The sequence below is a fragment of the Mycobacterium sp. NGS41 genome, from assembly GCF_059812725.1.
The window spans coordinates 97,583-113,270 of sequence record NZ_JCALDF010000010.1; the positions used below are offsets into that span (position 1 = coordinate 97,583).

The 15,688-nt window shown below is 66.4% G+C and carries 16 protein-coding genes; 9 read left to right on the forward strand and 7 right to left on the reverse strand.

The genetic code is table 11. The features are described from left to right. The first annotated feature begins 8 nt into the window (after window positions 1-8). The 6 genes from AC5Y21_RS12140 (at window position 9) to AC5Y21_RS12165 (ending at window position 4,666) form a co-directional block, all read left to right on the forward strand. Entirely contained in the window at window positions 9-671 is a 663-nt protein-coding gene (locus tag AC5Y21_RS12140; RefSeq protein ID WP_499912548.1) for a TetR/AcrR family transcriptional regulator, read from the forward strand. An 11-nt stretch (window positions 672-682) separates the two neighbouring features. Continuing rightward, entirely contained in the window at window positions 683-1,150 is a 468-nt protein-coding gene (locus AC5Y21_RS12145; protein WP_499912550.1) for an SRPBCC family protein, read from the forward strand. A 48-nt stretch (window positions 1,151-1,198) separates the two neighbouring features. After that, a complete protein-coding gene (locus AC5Y21_RS12150) occupies window positions 1,199-1,840 on the forward strand; it encodes a hypothetical protein (RefSeq protein ID WP_499912552.1) in 642 nt (213 codons plus the stop codon). After that, window positions 1,831-2,676, forward strand: coding sequence for an SDR family NAD(P)-dependent oxidoreductase (locus AC5Y21_RS12155; protein ID WP_499912667.1), 846 nt, complete (start codon window positions 1,831-1,833; stop codon window positions 2,674-2,676). The genes AC5Y21_RS12150 and AC5Y21_RS12155 overlap by 10 nt, the downstream gene beginning before the upstream one ends. Before the next feature lie 180 nt (window positions 2,677-2,856). Continuing rightward, window positions 2,857-4,275, forward strand: a complete 1,419-nt coding sequence (locus tag AC5Y21_RS12160; RefSeq protein WP_499912554.1) for an NAD(P)/FAD-dependent oxidoreductase — start codon at window positions 2,857-2,859, stop codon at window positions 4,273-4,275. Window positions 4,276-4,405: 130 nt separating this feature from the next. Further along, the gene (locus AC5Y21_RS12165; RefSeq protein WP_499912555.1) at window positions 4,406-4,666 is read left to right on the forward strand and encodes a hypothetical protein; all 261 of its coding nucleotides are present in this window, start codon (window positions 4,406-4,408) and stop codon (window positions 4,664-4,666) included. 4 nt (window positions 4,667-4,670) lie between these two features. Here AC5Y21_RS12165 and AC5Y21_RS12170 read toward each other — a convergent pair whose 3' ends face one another. From AC5Y21_RS12170 to AC5Y21_RS12190, 5 genes are all read right to left on the reverse strand, one after another. Continuing rightward, a complete protein-coding gene (locus tag AC5Y21_RS12170) occupies window positions 4,671-5,900 on the reverse strand; it encodes an O-succinylhomoserine sulfhydrylase (RefSeq protein ID WP_499912557.1) in 1,230 nt (409 codons plus the stop codon). Between the two features lie 16 nt (window positions 5,901-5,916). Next, window positions 5,917-6,339, reverse strand: coding sequence for a rhodanese-like domain-containing protein (locus AC5Y21_RS12175; protein ID WP_499912559.1), 423 nt, complete (start codon window positions 6,337-6,339; stop codon window positions 5,917-5,919). After that, entirely contained in the window at window positions 6,336-7,550 is a 1,215-nt protein-coding gene (gene purT / locus AC5Y21_RS12180) for a formate-dependent phosphoribosylglycinamide formyltransferase (protein WP_499912561.1), read from the reverse strand. Before purT ends, AC5Y21_RS12175 begins: the two co-directional genes overlap by 4 nt. Window positions 7,551-7,616: 66 nt before the next feature. Continuing rightward, entirely contained in the window at window positions 7,617-8,261 is a 645-nt protein-coding gene (locus AC5Y21_RS12185) for a PaaI family thioesterase (protein ID WP_499912563.1), read from the reverse strand. Further along, entirely contained in the window at window positions 8,258-9,580 is a 1,323-nt protein-coding gene (locus tag AC5Y21_RS12190; protein ID WP_499912565.1) for an adenylosuccinate synthase, read from the reverse strand. The genes AC5Y21_RS12185 and AC5Y21_RS12190 overlap by 4 nt, the downstream gene beginning before the upstream one ends. Window positions 9,581-9,709: 129 nt before the next feature. Here AC5Y21_RS12190 and AC5Y21_RS12195 point away from each other — a divergent pair, with 129 nt between their 5' ends. From AC5Y21_RS12195 to AC5Y21_RS12205, 3 genes are read left to right on the forward strand one after another with little or no spacing between them, the layout of a single operon-like run. After that, window positions 9,710-10,369 carry a peptidase M50 gene (locus tag AC5Y21_RS12195; RefSeq protein ID WP_499912669.1) on the forward strand — a complete coding sequence of 220 codons (660 nt, stop codon included), beginning with the start codon at window positions 9,710-9,712 and terminating at the stop codon, window positions 10,367-10,369. A 9-nt stretch (window positions 10,370-10,378) separates the two neighbouring features. Further along, entirely contained in the window at window positions 10,379-11,131 is a 753-nt protein-coding gene (locus AC5Y21_RS12200) for a site-2 protease family protein (RefSeq protein WP_499912567.1), read from the forward strand. A 42-nt stretch (window positions 11,132-11,173) separates the two neighbouring features. After that, window positions 11,174-12,067: a cation diffusion facilitator family transporter gene (locus AC5Y21_RS12205; protein WP_499912569.1), complete on the forward strand. Its 894-nt coding sequence runs from the start codon at window positions 11,174-11,176 to the stop codon at window positions 12,065-12,067. Between the two features lie 12 nt (window positions 12,068-12,079). Here AC5Y21_RS12205 and AC5Y21_RS12210 read toward each other — a convergent pair whose 3' ends face one another. Further along, the gene (locus AC5Y21_RS12210; protein WP_499912570.1) at window positions 12,080-13,804 is read right to left on the reverse strand and encodes a serine/threonine-protein kinase; all 1,725 of its coding nucleotides are present in this window, start codon (window positions 13,802-13,804) and stop codon (window positions 12,080-12,082) included. Next, on the reverse strand, window positions 13,801-15,687 hold the full coding sequence (locus AC5Y21_RS12215) for a serine/threonine-protein kinase (protein WP_499912572.1): 1,887 nt from the start codon (window positions 15,685-15,687) through the stop codon (window positions 13,801-13,803). Before AC5Y21_RS12215 ends, AC5Y21_RS12210 begins: the two co-directional genes overlap by 4 nt. Window position 15,688: the final 1 nt, after the last annotated feature.

Genomic DNA, 15,688 nt, shown 5'->3' on the forward strand with positions numbered 1-15,688 from the left:
GGCGGAACATGACCATCGACTACAGTCAGCTTCCCGTCGAGGAGGCGGTGCGCGCGGCCCGGACCAGCTCACGGCGCAGGCAGGTGCTCGATGCGGCGGTCAAGGTCATGGGCAAGACCGGGTTCCACCAAATGTCCATGCAGGATCTGGCCGCCGAGGCCAACGTCAGTGTTGGCTTGATCTACAAGTACTTTGGCGGCAAAGAAGACCTGCTGCTCGCCACGATTGTGCAGATTTTGGATGTGTACCGCGATCAACTGGCGCCGGTCATGGACGCCGCGGGCGACGACGCCGTCGAGCGGTTGGCCGCCGGCATCCGTCGCTACATCCAGATCGTCGATGAGAACCTCGACGCGGTGGTGCTGACCTACCGGGAGAGCCGAACCCTGGGACCGGCCGGCCGTGCGCAGATCAAGGAACTCGAAATCGCCACTGCCACACCACTTCGCGCGGCGATCGAGTCCGGCATCGGCGCGGGCGTATTTCGCGACGTCGACGTCGATCTCACCGTCTTCGACATTATCCTGCTGGGGCACGGGTGGGCGCTCAAGCACTGGCACTTCGGTGCGATCTACACCGTCGACGAGTACATCCGGCTGCAGACCGGCCACCTGCTCAACGCGCTAATTAGCCCGGGCCGCCGCGCGGACTACCCACACCTGATCGGCTGAGAGGAGCTTCAATGCCGACACCGCAGAGTGGGCGGGCGAGTATCGAGATCGCGGCGCCGCCAGGGGTGGTGTACGACCTCGTCGCCGACATCACCCGCATGGGCGAATGGAGTCCGGAATGCTACCGGTGCGAGTGGTTGGACGGCGCGACGAAAGCGGAACCCGGGGCAAGATTTCGGGGCTACAACAGAATTCGCGGGTACCGCTGGCAACGCACTGCCATGGTCGACGTCGCCGACTGCGGCCGGGAGTTCGCCTTCACCACCCTCAGCAGCCGCACCGGCCGGCACGAAACCCGTTGGCGCTATATGATGAAACCTTCGTCCAGCGGCACGGCTCTCACCGAATCCTTCGAGTTTCTGTGGTGCTCGGTCGCCAACAGGACGCTCGAGATGTTCGTGCCCCGCGGACGCCAGATGAATCGGGGCATCCACGAGACGCTGACACGAATCAAACGCGCCGCCGAGCTACCGGAATGAAGCTGCGCGGCGAATAATGCCCTCATTGATGCCGCCGAAGGGATAGACATGGAAGTTATGGCTTACCGGATCGGTGTGGGTGTGGCGGCATGCGGGCTGTCCCTGGGCGCTTTCCTGGCCCCCGCGGGCGGGATGCCCACGGCGGGCGGTGATCCCGACGTCACGTTGCCGCCGATGACTTCCAGCGGCGGCGGACCGATCATCGGCGGCGGTGATGCCGACTCTCAGGGGCGCATTGCGCTGCAGCTGACCAGCCGCAACAATCCCGAGATCCAAGAGGTGGAAGGGTCGGACGCGGCCGCGTTCATCAACGCCGCGGCCGGGGTTACCGACGCCCGGCTCGCGGCGCCCTTCCAGTTGCTGCAGCGAGCGCTGGGCTGCCAGAAGGACAACGCCGGATTCGGGGCGCGGGCCTACCGTCGGGCCGACGGTCATTGGGGAGGCGCGATGCTGGTGATCGCCAAAAGCGCCACTGCGGAGGTCGACGCGCTGACCGACTGCGTCAGGTCCAATTGGCCCAGTGCCGCTGCGGGCGGAGCAACGTCGATGTGCAATAACGGCTGGAGCTACCCCACGTCCGGCGAAAACCACCGCCCCGAAACGTATTACGTTCTGCTCGCCGGCACGGCTTCGGACTTCTGCAGCGTGCCCGACGCGAACTACCGCAACTACGCGTCCGTCTGGCCGTGAGCCTCTCGGGGAAGATCGCATTCGTCACCGGCGGCGCGTCCGGCATCGGCGCCGCGCTGGCCACCAAGTTGGCCGACGGGGGCGCCGAGGTCTGGATCGCCGATCGGCAACTCGACGCGGCGCAGGAACTGGCGCAACGCCTGAACAGCGGCGGCGCAAAGACGTACGCGATCGAACTCGATGTGCGCAACTATCCATCGTTCGAGCGAGCCGTCGCCGAGGCGGTGCAGCAGTCCGGCCGGATCGACTACCTGTTCAACAATGCCGGTATCGGGGTAGGCGGCGAGGTGGACTCGTACACGCTCGACGACTGGAACGACGTGTTCGACGTGAACCTGCGCGGCGTGGCGCACGGCATCCAAGCGGTATATCCGGTCATGATCGGGCAGCGATCGGGCCACATCGTGAACACGGCGTCCATGGCTGGTCTTCTCGCCGCTCCCGGCTCCGTGAGCTACACCGCCACCAAATACGCCGTCGTCGGGCTCTCGAGGGCGCTGCGGGTGGAGGCTGAGCGCCACGGCGTGCGAGTGTCGGTGCTGTGTCCGGGCGCGGTCCGGACCCCGATTCTGACCGGCGGCAAATACGGACGGATGATAATGCCCGGCCACAGCGACGAGGCATTACTCAAGTTCTGGGAGCCGGCCCGACCGCTGGCACCGGAAAAGTTCGCCGAGCGCTCCCTTCGTGCCGTGTTGCGTGGAGACGCAATCATTGTGGTGCCAGCGTGGTGGAAGGTGTTTTGGTACCTGGACCGTCTCTCGCCGACCGTGTCGACGCTCGCCGCACGGTTCTCGCTCAAGCGGATACGCGAAATGGGTTCCACCGCACAGTGATCCGATGCGCGCAATGGTGGCGCGAGCAGACGCAAAAGCCCCCGACACGCCGAGCGTGGAGGGGCTTTTGCGTCTGCTCGCCGAGATATAGGCGACGCCGGCCCAGGTGTCGTCGTACGGTGGAGATGCGCTGCGGAGACTGAGAGCCCATAGGGCCGATAGGGATCAGAAGGGACAGGTATGACCCAATCCAGCGAGCCTCCAGCTGTCGTGAGGCGCCATCACGTCGTCGTCATCGGAAGCGGGTTCGGCGGGCTGACAGCGGCCAGGTCGCTCAAACGAGCCGACGTCGACGTCACTCTGATCTCGAAGACCACCACGCACCTGTTCCAACCGCTGCTGTACCAGGTGGCTACGGGAATTTTGTCGGAAGGCGACATCGCCCCAACTACCCGGCTGATCCTGCGCAAACAGAAGAACGTGCGGGTTCTGCTGGGCGAGGTCAACGCGATCGACCTGAAGACGAAGACGGTCACATCGAAGCTGATGGACATGGAGACGGTGACACCGTACGACAGTCTGATCGTCGCCGCCGGCGCGCAGCAGTCCTACTTCGGCAACGACGAGTTCGCCACCTTCGCGCCCGGTATGAAGACCATCGACGACGCGCTGGAGCTGCGCGGCCGCATCCTCGGTGCGTTCGAGGCCGCCGAAGTGACCACCGACCCGGCCGAGCGGGAGCGGCGCCTGACGTTCGTCGTCGTCGGTGCCGGACCGACCGGCGTCGAGGTGGCCGGCCAGATCGTCGAACTGGCCGAGCGCACGCTCGCCGGCGCGTTCAGGACCATTACACCCACCGACTGCCGGGTGATCCTGCTCGATGCCGCGCCCGCGGTGTTGCCACCGATGGGCCCGAAGTTGGGTCAAAAGGCGCAGCGGCGGCTGGAGAAGATGGATGTCGAGATTCAGCTCAACGCGATGGTGAGCGCCGTCGACTACAAAGGCATCACCGTCAAGGAGAAGGACGGCTCGGAAGTAACTGAACGCCGCATCGAATGCGCTTGCAAGGTGTGGGCGGCCGGCGTCCAGGCCAGCTCGTTGGGCAAGATGGTCGCCGAACAATCCGACGGGACCGAGACCGATCGCGCCGGACGCGTGATCGTCGAACCCGACCTCACCGTCAAGGGGCACCCGCACGTCTTTGTCGTCGGCGATCTGATGTCCGTGCCCGGGGTACCCGGGATGGCGCAGGGCGCGCTCCAGGGCGCGCACTACGCCACCAAGGTGATCAAGAAAACCGTCAAAGGCAAAGACGACCCCGCCAACCGCGAGCCGTTCAAGTACTTCAATAAGGGCAGCATGGCGACGATCTCGCGGAACAGCGCCGTCGCACAGGTCGGCAAGCTGGAGTTCGGCGGCTACTTCGCCTGGCTGGCCTGGCTGGTACTGCACTTGTATTACCTGGTCGGCCACCGCAACCGCATCGCCGCGGTGTTCTCCTGGTGGATTTCCTTCGTGGGTCGCAGTCGCGGCCAGATGGCCATCACCAGCCAGATGATCTACGCCCGGTCAGTGATCAACTGGATGACGCAGACGCAGGGGCAGGGCGCACTCGCTGCCGCCGAAGAGGCCGAAGAGGCCGAACAACACGCCGGTTAGCCGCTCCGCTCGAAACCTTAACGCCGCCTGGGGGTTTCCGCTCAGGGCACCGTGTAGTCCGCGTGTCGCCTCCGCGGTCCCCCCTGTCAGTTGTTAGCGTCCGCGTCCAGCACTCGAAAGGGGGATTGCCATGCAACTTTCGAAGGTTCGGCTGGCCATCGCCGGAGTCGTGACAGCGACGACTTTCAGCGTCCTGGGCACCGGCACCGCGTATGCGTTTCAAGAGCACATGTTCAGCGCGAGAGACCATCTCCAACAGGGCCTGGGTGAGCTACAGCAGGCGGAGCCCAATAAGGGCGGCCACCGGGAACAGGCGATAAATCTGGTGCAGCAGGCAATCGACCAGATCAACCAAGGCATCCAGTACGCCCAAGAACACCCGAACGGTTAGATAGTCAGCTCAGCGCCTGATCGATATCGGCGATCAGATCGTCGGTGCTTTCCAGTCCGACCGATATGCGGACCACGCCGTCGCCCAGCCCGATCGCGGCGCGACCCTCCGGCCCCATCGCCCGGTGAGTCGTGGTCGCCGGGTGAGTCACAAGGGATTTGGCGTCGCCGAGATTGTTGGAGATATCGATCAGCTGCAGCTTGTCGAGCATTTCGAAGGCCCGCTGCTTGGCTCTGTTTTCCGGGCAGTCGAGCTCGAAGGTGAGCACCGTTCCGCCGCCGGACATCTGACGCTTGGCCAGGTCGTACTGCGGGTGCGACACCAGATACGGGTAACGCACCCAGCGCACTGCCGGATGGCTCTCCAGAAACTCCGCAATCCGCTGCGCCGAAACGTTGCTGTGGTCCACCCGAATCGCCAGCGTCTCAAGGCCTTTCAGCAACACCCAGGCGTTGAACGCGCTCATCGCCGGGCCGGTGTGGCGCATCAGCTTTTGCACCGGACCGTCGATGTACTCCTTGTCGCCGAGGATGGCGCCGCCCAGCACCCGACCCTGACCGTCGATGTGCTTGGTGCCCGAATACACCACCACGTCCACCCCGAATGAAAAGCCCTGCTGCAACAAGGGCGTGGCAAAGACGTTGTCCAGCACCACTTTTGCGCCAGCCTCGTGTGCCATATCGCTTACCGCGGCCATGTCCACCAGCGACTGCATGGGATTCGACGGTGTTTCGAAGAACACTGCTCGGGTGGGCTTGGAGGGGTCGGCCAGTGCCTGCTCCCATTGCGAAAGGTCATCGCCGTCGACGAAGACGGTCTCCACTCCCCAACGCGGCAGGATCTCGTTGCACACCACGAAGCACGACCCGAACAGGCTGCGGGAGGCGACCAACCGATCACCGGCGCCCAGCAGCGCGCCCAGCGAGACGAACACCGCGGCCATCCCGCTCGCGGTGCCGAAGGCCGCCGGCGCTCCTTCGATCAGGCGTAGCCGCTCCTCGAACATCGTCACCGTCGGGTTGCCGTAGCGCGAGTACACGAAGTGATCCGGCTCGCCGGTGAACGCCTCCTCCGCGACGGCCGCCGACGAGTACACGTAGCCGGACGTCAGGTACATCGCCTCGGCGGTCTCGTCGAAACCCGACCGCAAAATCCCGCCACGCACACCGATGGTGGCTTGGCTCACGTCGTCGGGCAGGGCCTTCGGCGTGCGGACCGAGGGCTGGTCAGTCATTGCCATCCCAACCTTGCTACCCCTGTTTCCAGGGCAAACCGATTGCACGCCAACCCGACCCGCCGCGATGACCATCGCTGTCGAGCTGTCCCTCGAAGCCGTCCAGCACGTTGTAGGCCGGAGCGATGCCCGCCTCGGTGGCAACCTCGGCGGCGCCGATTGAGCGATTCCCCGAGCGGCACAGGAAAACCACCGGCCGCTCTCCGCCACCGGTTGCCGGCGGAAGCCGGTCCTTCAGCTCGCTCAGAAAGTTCTCATTGCGTTGCCCATTGGAACTGTTCCACTCGAGGTAAACCACCTCACGGCCCAGGCTCGACAAGTCGGGCACACCGACGAAGCGCCATTCGGCGTCGGTTCGCACGTCGACCAGGACCGCATCGGGGTTGTCGCTGAGCAGCTTCCAGGCCTGCTCGGGCGTGATATCTCCTGCGTAACTCATCCGCGTGAGTCTCCCACATCCAGCCGACTCGCCGCCCGCCGGGCACGTTCGCGAGCGGTCACCAGATCCGGTCCCGTGGCCATTGCCACCGCCAGCGGACCCGTGCCGTCGCGGCCGTCAAGCTGCCCGAACACGCGGACGTCGCTTTCCGGCACGGCAAGGGCTCCGACCAGCGCGGCCGGCATCGGGCTAGGGGTCCTGCTCATTCGGGAGCCCGGATTCAGCACCTGGCAGGCGCCCGGCGAAATCATCATGGTGTCCACCGGAAGGCCCAGAATGACCCGGGCTTGCAGGTCGAAAGCCGAAAGCCGCTGACTGCAGAGCGTCACCCAGGCGCTCTCCCGCGGATAGGCGGTGACGTCGGAGAAATACACCTCGTCGCCGTTGATCATCAACTCGACGCCGAAAACGCCACGCCCGCCGACAGCCTTGACGATGCGCGCCGCGACAGACCTGGCGGCATCCATCGCGGCGGCACTGATCTTCTGGGGCTGCCAGGACTCGACGACCTTGGCGTGTTCGTCGATATGACCGATAGGTGAGCAAAACTCGATTGCCGGGCCTTTCGGACCCTCGCTGCGCACCGCGAGCAGGGTGACGAGAACCTCGATTTCAACCACCGCTTCGGCCAGCACCCGATGCTGGGCTTCCGGTTGGTCATGCCTCACCGCGCGCTGCCACGCCGCGGCGATGTCTTCTAGCCCCCGCACCAGCGACTGGCCCGGGCCAATCGGCCCCACCACCGGCTTCACCAGCAACGGGTACCCAGCATGCGCGGCAACTGCCTCGAGTTCGTCGACCGATCCGGCGAACCAGAATGGCGCGGTCGGCAAGCCGAGCTGGTCGGCGGCCAGGCGGCGCAGGCCTTCGCGGTCGGCGGTGAGTTCGATACTGCGGGCGCTGGGCACCAACTCGGTACGGTCTCCGAGGTCCTCGACGCCGGGCACGGAAACCGCTTGGGGGCCTGTCACCACGAAATCCGCTCGCAGCCGGGCGATTTGCGCCGAGAGATCGTCGACGTCGGTTGACTGTTCGATCACCTCCGCGCCGAGGCGCCGCAATGCGACCGCTAGCTCCGAGGTGAGCTCGTCGGAACCAAGCAGCATGACCACCGGCCTGGCGTTGGCAGTGGTATTGGGGGCATCGGCAGGTTCGTCAGCAGCCTCCGGCGTTGCCGGCTCCTGCTGTCCTTCGATCGCGCCCTCGGTCACGCCTTCCAGGATAGGGACCTGAACGGTTGCAATTACTTGTTCTGTCGAGCGCGCGGCCGGGCGGCTCTAGGGCTGGCCGGGCAGCAACCGCACCATCAGGCCGTTGCCTTCGGCCAGCAGGGTCTCGTCGTCGTCGACCAGTTCGGCGGACACGAATGCCTTGCGGCCCTCGGTGCGGGTGACCCGGCCCCGGATGGCCAAGGGGACGTCGATCGGCGTGACCTTGCGATAGTCCACATGCAGAAAAGCGGTCCGGCTGATCGGCCGTCCTGCGGCGTGCGAAATCATGCCGAACGTGTGGTCAAACAGCAGCGGCAGCACACCGCCGTGCACCGCCATGTTGCCGCCGACGTGGAACCGGCTGAAGTAGCCCGTCATCGCGACGCCGTCGGGGCCGTAGCGCGTCAACTTCCAGGGCGGCAGCAGCAGGTTGCCCATGCCCGGCAAGTCCGGTGTCCGTCCGGCCGGCGCCTGGCCCTCAGCAGCCTGAAAGGGTGCCAACAGGTCGGCCAACGCCTCGGCGCGATCGGCGGCTTCGTCCCATGCTCGGTCGTCGGGAGCTGCGGATACGGCCAAATCCTGCAGCCGCCGCATCGCTGCCACGAACCGGCCGAACCCCGGGCCGGGGGTGGCCGGGGCGTACTCCGGAAAGCCGCCGTGATGCAGGTATTCGGGATCGAGTTCTTCGGGATCCTGCGCCGTATCCGTCACGGGCCGACTCCCCCGCCAGCGGGGGGTGCCCCCAGCAGGACGTCGCGGCGCACGATGGTCTGATCACGTCCCGGGCCGACACCGATACACGAAACCGGCGCTCCGGCAAGCTCTTCCAGCCTCAGCACGTAGTCCCGAGCCTTGGCAGGCAGATCGTCGAACTCGCGCGCCGCAGAGATGTCTTCCCACCAACCGGGCAGCTCTTCGTAGACCGGTTCGGCACGACAGAGATCGCTCTGCGTCATCGGCATGTCGTGCGTGACTGTCCCGTCGATCCGGTATCCGACGCAGACCGGCACGGTTTCCAGGCTGGACAGCACGTCCAGCTTGGTCAGGAAGTAGTCGGTGATGCCGTTCACCCGGGTGGCATAGCGGGCGATGACGGCGTCGAACCAGCCGCAGCGTCGGCGGCGGCCGGTGGTTACGCCGAATTCGCCGCCCGTCTTGGACAGGTATTCGCCGTTCTCGTCGAACAGCTCGGTGGGGAACGGACCCGAGCCCACTCGGGTGGTGTAGGCCTTCAGAATCCCGAGCACGGTGCGGATCCGCGTCGGGCCGATGCCCGAGCCCACGGCCGCACCGCCGGCCGTCGGGTTCGACGACGTCACGTACGGATAGGTGCCATGGTCGACGTCGAGCAGCGTGCCCTGGGAGCCTTCCAGCAACACCGTCTCGCCAGCCTCCAGCGCGTTGTTCAGCAGCAGCCGGGTGTCGGCGATGCGATGCCGGAAGCCTTCGGCCTGCTCCAGCAGCGTGTCGACCACGTGGTCGGGCTCCAGCGCCTTGCGGTTGTAGATCTTGACGAGCACTTGATTCTTGAACTCGAGGGCAGCCTCGACCTTGTGGGTCAGCTGGTCGCGGTTCAGCACGTCGGCCACCCGGATCCCCATCCGGGCGATCTTGTCCTGATAGCACGGCCCGATGCCGCGGCCGGTGGTACCGATCTTCTTGCTGCCCATGTAGCGCTCGGTCACCTTGTCGATGGCGACGTGATAGGGCATCAGCAGGTGTGCGTCGGCGGATATCAGCAGCTTGGAGGTGTCGACCCCGCGGTCTTCCAGGCCTTTCAGTTCCTGCAGCAGGACGCCGGGGTCGATCACCACGCCGTTGCCGATGACGTTGGTGACGCCGGGCGTCAGCACCCCCGACGGGATGAGATGCAACGCGAAGTTCTCGCCGGTGGGTAGTACGACGGTGTGCCCGGCGTTGTTGCCGCCCTGGTAGCGCACCACCCACTGGACGCGGCTACCGAGCAGGTCAGTTGCCTTACCTTTGCCCTCGTCGCCCCATTGGGCGCCGATCAGGACGATTGCCGGCATGCCATGCTCCCTGCGTATGTCGTGGTGATCCCAAGCGCGGCGCAGCCGGACGCAGCGGGTCACCACAATAATGTGGTCCAGCCGGTGACCTACCCTACCCAGCAGGTTGCGAGGAACATGAATATCGGGGTGAACACGGCGGACAACATCCAAAGCGCGGCGGTGCTGTTGTTCGGCGACGCGCCGTTACCCCGTCCGCTGACCGGCCTGCCCACGCATCTGCTCGATAGGGGCGCCGATGACCTGGCGGCTATCGACCTGGGCGCATACCGCCGGCTGGCCGTCGTCGGCGGCGACGCCGACCTCGCCGCTGTGCTGACGCGGCTGCTGCGCACCGAGCGGCTGGACGTCGAAGTTGCTTATGTACCGCGCCGGCATACCACCGCGACTCGGGCCTACCGGCTACCGGCCGGTCGCCGGGCGGCGCGGCGCGCGCGACGTGGTTCCGCCACGCGGGTGCCGTTGATCCGCGACGAGACCGGGTCGGTGGTCGCGGGCCGGGCGCGCTGGCTACCGCCCGAGGATCAGCAGTCGCTACATGGAGAGGCGGTGGTCGACGACGCCGTACTGTTCGACGGCGACGTCGCCGAGGTGTGGATCGAGCCGACGCTGGCCCTGCCGGGTCTGCGCGCCGCGCTGAACGGCACGTTACGCCGCTGGATCAGTGGGCGCGCGGCCCAGTTGGGCACCACCGGTGTCACTGTGGTCCGCGACGGCGTCCCGGCCGCACGCACCACGCGACGATCGACGTTCTATCGCAACGTGGAGGGTTGGCTACTGGTCCGGTAGTTTCGACCGGTGCGACCCAGCCCGATCTTTCTGGCCCTGGTCGGGTTGACGGCCGTCGGGGGTGTACTGGCCTGGCTGGCCGGGACGACCGTGCGGCCGCTGTCCTATGCCGGGGTGTTCATCTTCGTGATCGCCGGCTGGCTGGTGTCGCTGTGCCTGCACGAATTCGGGCACGCCTATACGGCGTGGCGGTTCGGCGACCACGACGCCGCGGTCCGCGGCTACCTGACCCTGGATCCGCGCCGCTACAGCAGTCCCGGGCTATCGCTGGTGCTGCCGATGGTGTTCATCGCGCTCGGCGGCATCGGCCTGCCGGGCGCCGCGGTGTATCTGCAGACCGCGTTCATGACGCCGACCCGTCGTACCCTGGTCAGCCTGGCGGGACCGGCGGCAAACCTGATACTGGCGGTGCTGCTGCTGACGGTTACTCGCCTTTTCTTCGATATCGACCATTGGGTGCTGTGGTCCGGGGTGGCCTTCCTGGGGTTTCTGCAGATCATGGCGGTGGTGCTGAACCTGCTGCCCATCCCAGCGCTGGACGGCTACGACGCGCTCGAACCGCATTTGAGTCCCGAGACGCAGCGCGCGGTGGCACCGTTCAAGCCATACGGCGTCTTCCTGCTGTTGCTGCTGCTCTTCGTGCCCGCGCTGAGCCAGTGGCTATTCGGGGCTGTGAGCTGGCTCTTCGACTTCTCCGGCGTGTCCCCGGTGTGGTGGCACAACGGCAGCGTGCTGACGCTGTTCTGGCGCCGCTGGATCTGAAAGCCTTGCCATATATGCGGTTATGCGCATATATTTCCCGTCATGGGCGCCGGACATAGTCACACCCCGGCCGACGCATCTCGGATGATCCCGCGCATGATCATGGGCGCGGCGATCCTGGCGGCGTTCTTCGTAGTGGAGCTGACCACCGCGCTGCTGATCAGCTCGATCGCGCTGCTGGCCGACGCCGGGCACATGCTGACCGACGTGGTGGCCGTGTACATGGGCCTCGGCGCCGTGATGCTGGCCCGGCGCGGCAGCTCATCACCAGCCCGCACCTACGGCTGGCATCGGGCCGAGGTGTTCACCGCCGTGGCCAATGCCGCGCTGCTCATCGGCGTGGCGACGTTCATCGTGTACGAAGCCATCCGGCGGCTCAGTGCGGCGCCGTCAATTCCGGGCATGCCGATGGTCGTGGTGGCGCTGGCCGGCCTGGCCGCCAATGCCGTCGTGGCGCTGCTGCTGCGCTCACACTCCACGGACAGCCTGGCGGTCAAGGGCGCCTACATGGAGGTGGTGGCCGACACCGTGGGCAGCTTTGGCGTACTGATCGCCGGCGTGGTCACCCTCACGACGCACTGGCCGTACGCCGACGTGGTGGTCGCAGTGCTGGTCGCGCTGTGGGTGCTGCCGCGGGCGCTCGCGCTGGCCAGGGAGGCGATGCGGATCCTGTCCGAAGCATCGCCCAGTCACATCGACGTCGAGGAGCTGCGTGCTGCGCTGGGTGCGGTCGACGGCGTCACCGAGGTGCATGACCTGCACGTATGGACGCTTTCACCCGGCAAGGACATGTGCACCGCGCACCTGACCAGCAACGGAAACTCCGCGCGGATACTTCAGGACGCGCGGGCGGTGCTGTCGGCTCGCGGGCTGGATCACGCCACCGTGCAGATCGAGTGCCCGGACGGGGCCGGTGGGTGTCCGGAGAGCTGCTGACCGTTGGTTCCGCTATTTGTCGGGCGCGATTTTTAGCACCTGACCGGCGTGCACCACGCCGGTCTTCTTGTCTTTGGTGGGCAGTGTAGCGACGTAGACATTGCCCGCCGAGTCGACAGATACAGCGTTTGCTTCGACATGAAAGGGCAGGGTGACCGGACTGGTGCCGCCCGCCGGTACTTCGAACACTCGACCGAAGGCCTCGGCGACAAAAAGGTTTCCGGCCATATCGACCGCCATACGGGCGGGATCCTTCATTCTGGGTAGATTCACCTCGGTAGGCGAGGTGGTGCCGGCAGCGAGCCGGAATACCCGACCCACGTTCTTGCCTTGTACAAGGCTGCCGACGTAGGCATTGCCGGCTTTATCGGCAGCCAGCGCTTTGGGCTGGTAAAGCCCGGCGAAAGGCAGGTCGGTTGGCCTGCTGGCTCCTAGCGCCAGCTTCTTTACCCCATACCGGCCCACTTCGCGCAGGGCACCGGCGGCGTAAACCGTGCCACCGGGAGCGACCGCGACGGCGTTGATCGCCACGAAGCCCGGGAACGGCAGCCGGATCGGGTTCGCCGCACCGGTGGCCAATAACCACACAGCGGTTCCGGCGCTGAGATAGAGGTTGCCTGTCGCGTCGGCCGTCAAGTCGGTGGCGTAACGGATGTCAACCCCGGGGAAGTCGATCGTGGTGGAACCGGTGGCTCCAGGCGCCAGTTTCACCACGCGCTTCGCAAGGTCGCCTTCGTTTGCCCTCGACAGGAGGTTTGACAGCACATAGATGTTGCCAGCGCCGTCCACCGCAATGCTGATCGGATCGTCCAGATCGCTGAACGGCAGCGGGGTGGGCTTAGACGTGTAGGTGTGATTGGTCGGCGCGGTCGCGGTATGGCGGGTAAGGCGCGGAACCGCGATCGCGGCGGCGCCCGCGAGGGCGGCGACGACGGCGATGACTGCAATGAGCACAGCGATGCGCCGGCGCGATCTCCCTCGCCCCCTGGAGCGCGTTGGCACCGGGAGCGGCAGCGGTTGAGAATGCGGGTAGCTCACCGTGGGTGAGCGCCCGACAGCGGGATCCCAGCGTGACTGATTGGGCTGAGCACTGGCAGCCGGCACGGCCAGCTCGACGGTGCGGCCATCTCCCGGGGTGGCGGGGGGTGCGGCGTCGGGACTGGTAGGCCGGTTGCTTGGAATCTCGTGCGGTTTGGCCATGAGCACACCCTGGGCGGCATCCGATAACTCGCCGGCGGTGCGGTAACGGTCACCGGGGTTCTTGGCCATACCGCGCGCGACGACCTCGTCGAAGCCGGCCGGGAGGCCAGGTCTTCGCTCGCTGGGGCGCGGCATCGCTTCGGCCAGATGGGCGGATATGAGCGTCGGCGGGTCTATGTGGTTATCGGACACCGGAGATGGCGCGGAACCGGTCAGACACTCGAACAGCACACCGGCCAACGCATAGATATCAGCGCGATAGGTCACCTCGGTGTTGCCGAGCAACTCGGGCGCCCGATAGGTCAACCCTCGGGTGTCGGTGCTGGCGGTGGTCGTGCCGATGTCGGCCAGATACGCGTAGTCGTTATCCGACACCAGGATGGTGGCGGGTGTTATGTCGCGGTGCACCGACTGGATGGCGTGGGCATCGTCGAGCGCGGCAGCGATTTGCCGCACCAGGTTGACAGCCCGTGCCGGGTCGAGCGGCCCGTCTCGCTCCAATAACGCTTTGAGGGTGGTGGTCTGGGCCGAGTTCACGTTCCGGCCGCCACTTTGAGCAGCCGGCTACCTTCGCTGAGGTAGAGGTTTCCGCTCGAGTCCACCGCAATGCCACTAAACGAGGAGGGTTCTGGCGCGTACAGCTCTGTGGACGTCGATTCCTCGGGTGCAAGTTTGACCAACCGGCCCATGCCGTCGCCGCCGTTGTCGATGACGTAGACGTTGCCCCGCGTGTCGACTGCGACGCCTTCCACTCCGCCTACCTTGCCGAACGGCAGCTGGGTTGGACCAGCGGCGCCGGCGGGTAGTTTGAGCACCCCGCCGCGCTGTGCGACATATACAGCTCCGGCGCTGTCCACCGCGACACTGTTGAACATGCCGCTGCCGAACGGCAGCTCGGTGGGAGCCCCGGCGCCGACCGCAAGTTTTAACACTCGGTCCTGGTCGGCGACGTAGACGTTGCCGGCGGCGTCGGCAGCGACTGTCTTGGCGGAAGTCTTCCCGAAAGGTAACTGGCTAGCGGTATTGGCCCCGGCGGCCAGTTTCCACATGCGGGTGGTGTAAGTGCCGGCGAGCCGATCGACGACGTAGACGTTGTCGGCCGCGTCCACCGCCACGGCCATTGCCCGGTCGAGCCCGGCAAACGGCAACTCGCTGGGGCCGGTGGCGCCGGCGGGCAGTTTCAATACTCGCCGGTCGTCCGCGACGTAGACGGCGCCGGCAGTGTCGACTGCGACGCCTCCCAGCAGGCCGCTGCTGATAACGGGTAACCGGGTCGCGTTCAGCGGCGGAAGGGCGGCGCGAGCCGGAGTCGATGAGGTGTGCGTAGGACCCGTAGCGGCCCGCTTGCTGCCACGCTGGTGCATGACCGCGACGACGACAGCGGTGGCCGCGAGGGCGGCGACGAGGATGACCGTGGCGATGGTGAGCACCGTGCGGCGGCGGGATTTACGTCGGCGCGGCGGCCCGGTTTGCGGAGGCGGAAAATGGTTCGGCGGCGCGGGTGGCCGGTCGGACCAAGGCCGCGTCACCTGCGGTTGTTGGGGCCCTCGAATGTGGTCGCGCATCGGGGTGCTCAGTGCGTGCTGGGCGGCGGCGCCCAGCTCGCCGGCGCTGCGGAAGCGGTGCTCGGGGTCTTTGGCCATGCCCCGCGCGATGACCTCGTCGAACCCGACCGGAATCCCCGGCCGCTGCTGACTGGGCACCGGCGGCGGAGCGGTCAGGTGGGCGGCGACCAGTGCGGGAATGTCATCTCGGCCGGCATACGGACTGGATCCGGTCAGGCATTCGTACAACACACAGGCCAGGGCGTAGATGTCGGCGCCAGGAGTGGCGCGGCCGGTGCCGAGGCGCTCGGGCGCCAGGTAAGCGAACGAGCCGAGGGTGGTGCCTTCACTGGTGAGCTTGGTATCGGTCGCGGCGTTGGCCAGCCCGAAGTCCACCAGGCAGGCAAAGTCGTCGGCACCGAGCAGGATGTTGGCGGGCTTGACGTCACGGTGGATCACATGCTCGGCGTGGGCGGCATCCAGCGCTGCGGCGATCTGGCGCACGACCGCTACCGCGCGGGCCGGCTCCAGCGCGCCGCGGTCGAGCACGCTCTGCAGGTCGGTACCGTCGACGAGCCGCATGTCGATGTAAAGCTGCCCATCGATTTCCCCGCAGCCGTGGATTGGCACCACATGCGGGTCGTGCAGTCGTCCGGCGGTGCGAGCCTCCCGGAACAACCGTTCCCGAAACGCGGGGTTCTGGGAGTAACTGCTGGACAGCAGCTTCAGCGCCACCACGCGATGCATGACGGTGTCTTCGGCTTCGTAGACCTCGCCGAACCCGCCGCTGCCCAGCAGCCGTCGCAGCAGATACGGCCCGAACCGAGAACCCACCCGCCGGCCGGACGAGTGGCTGACCGTCGGCTCATCGACCATG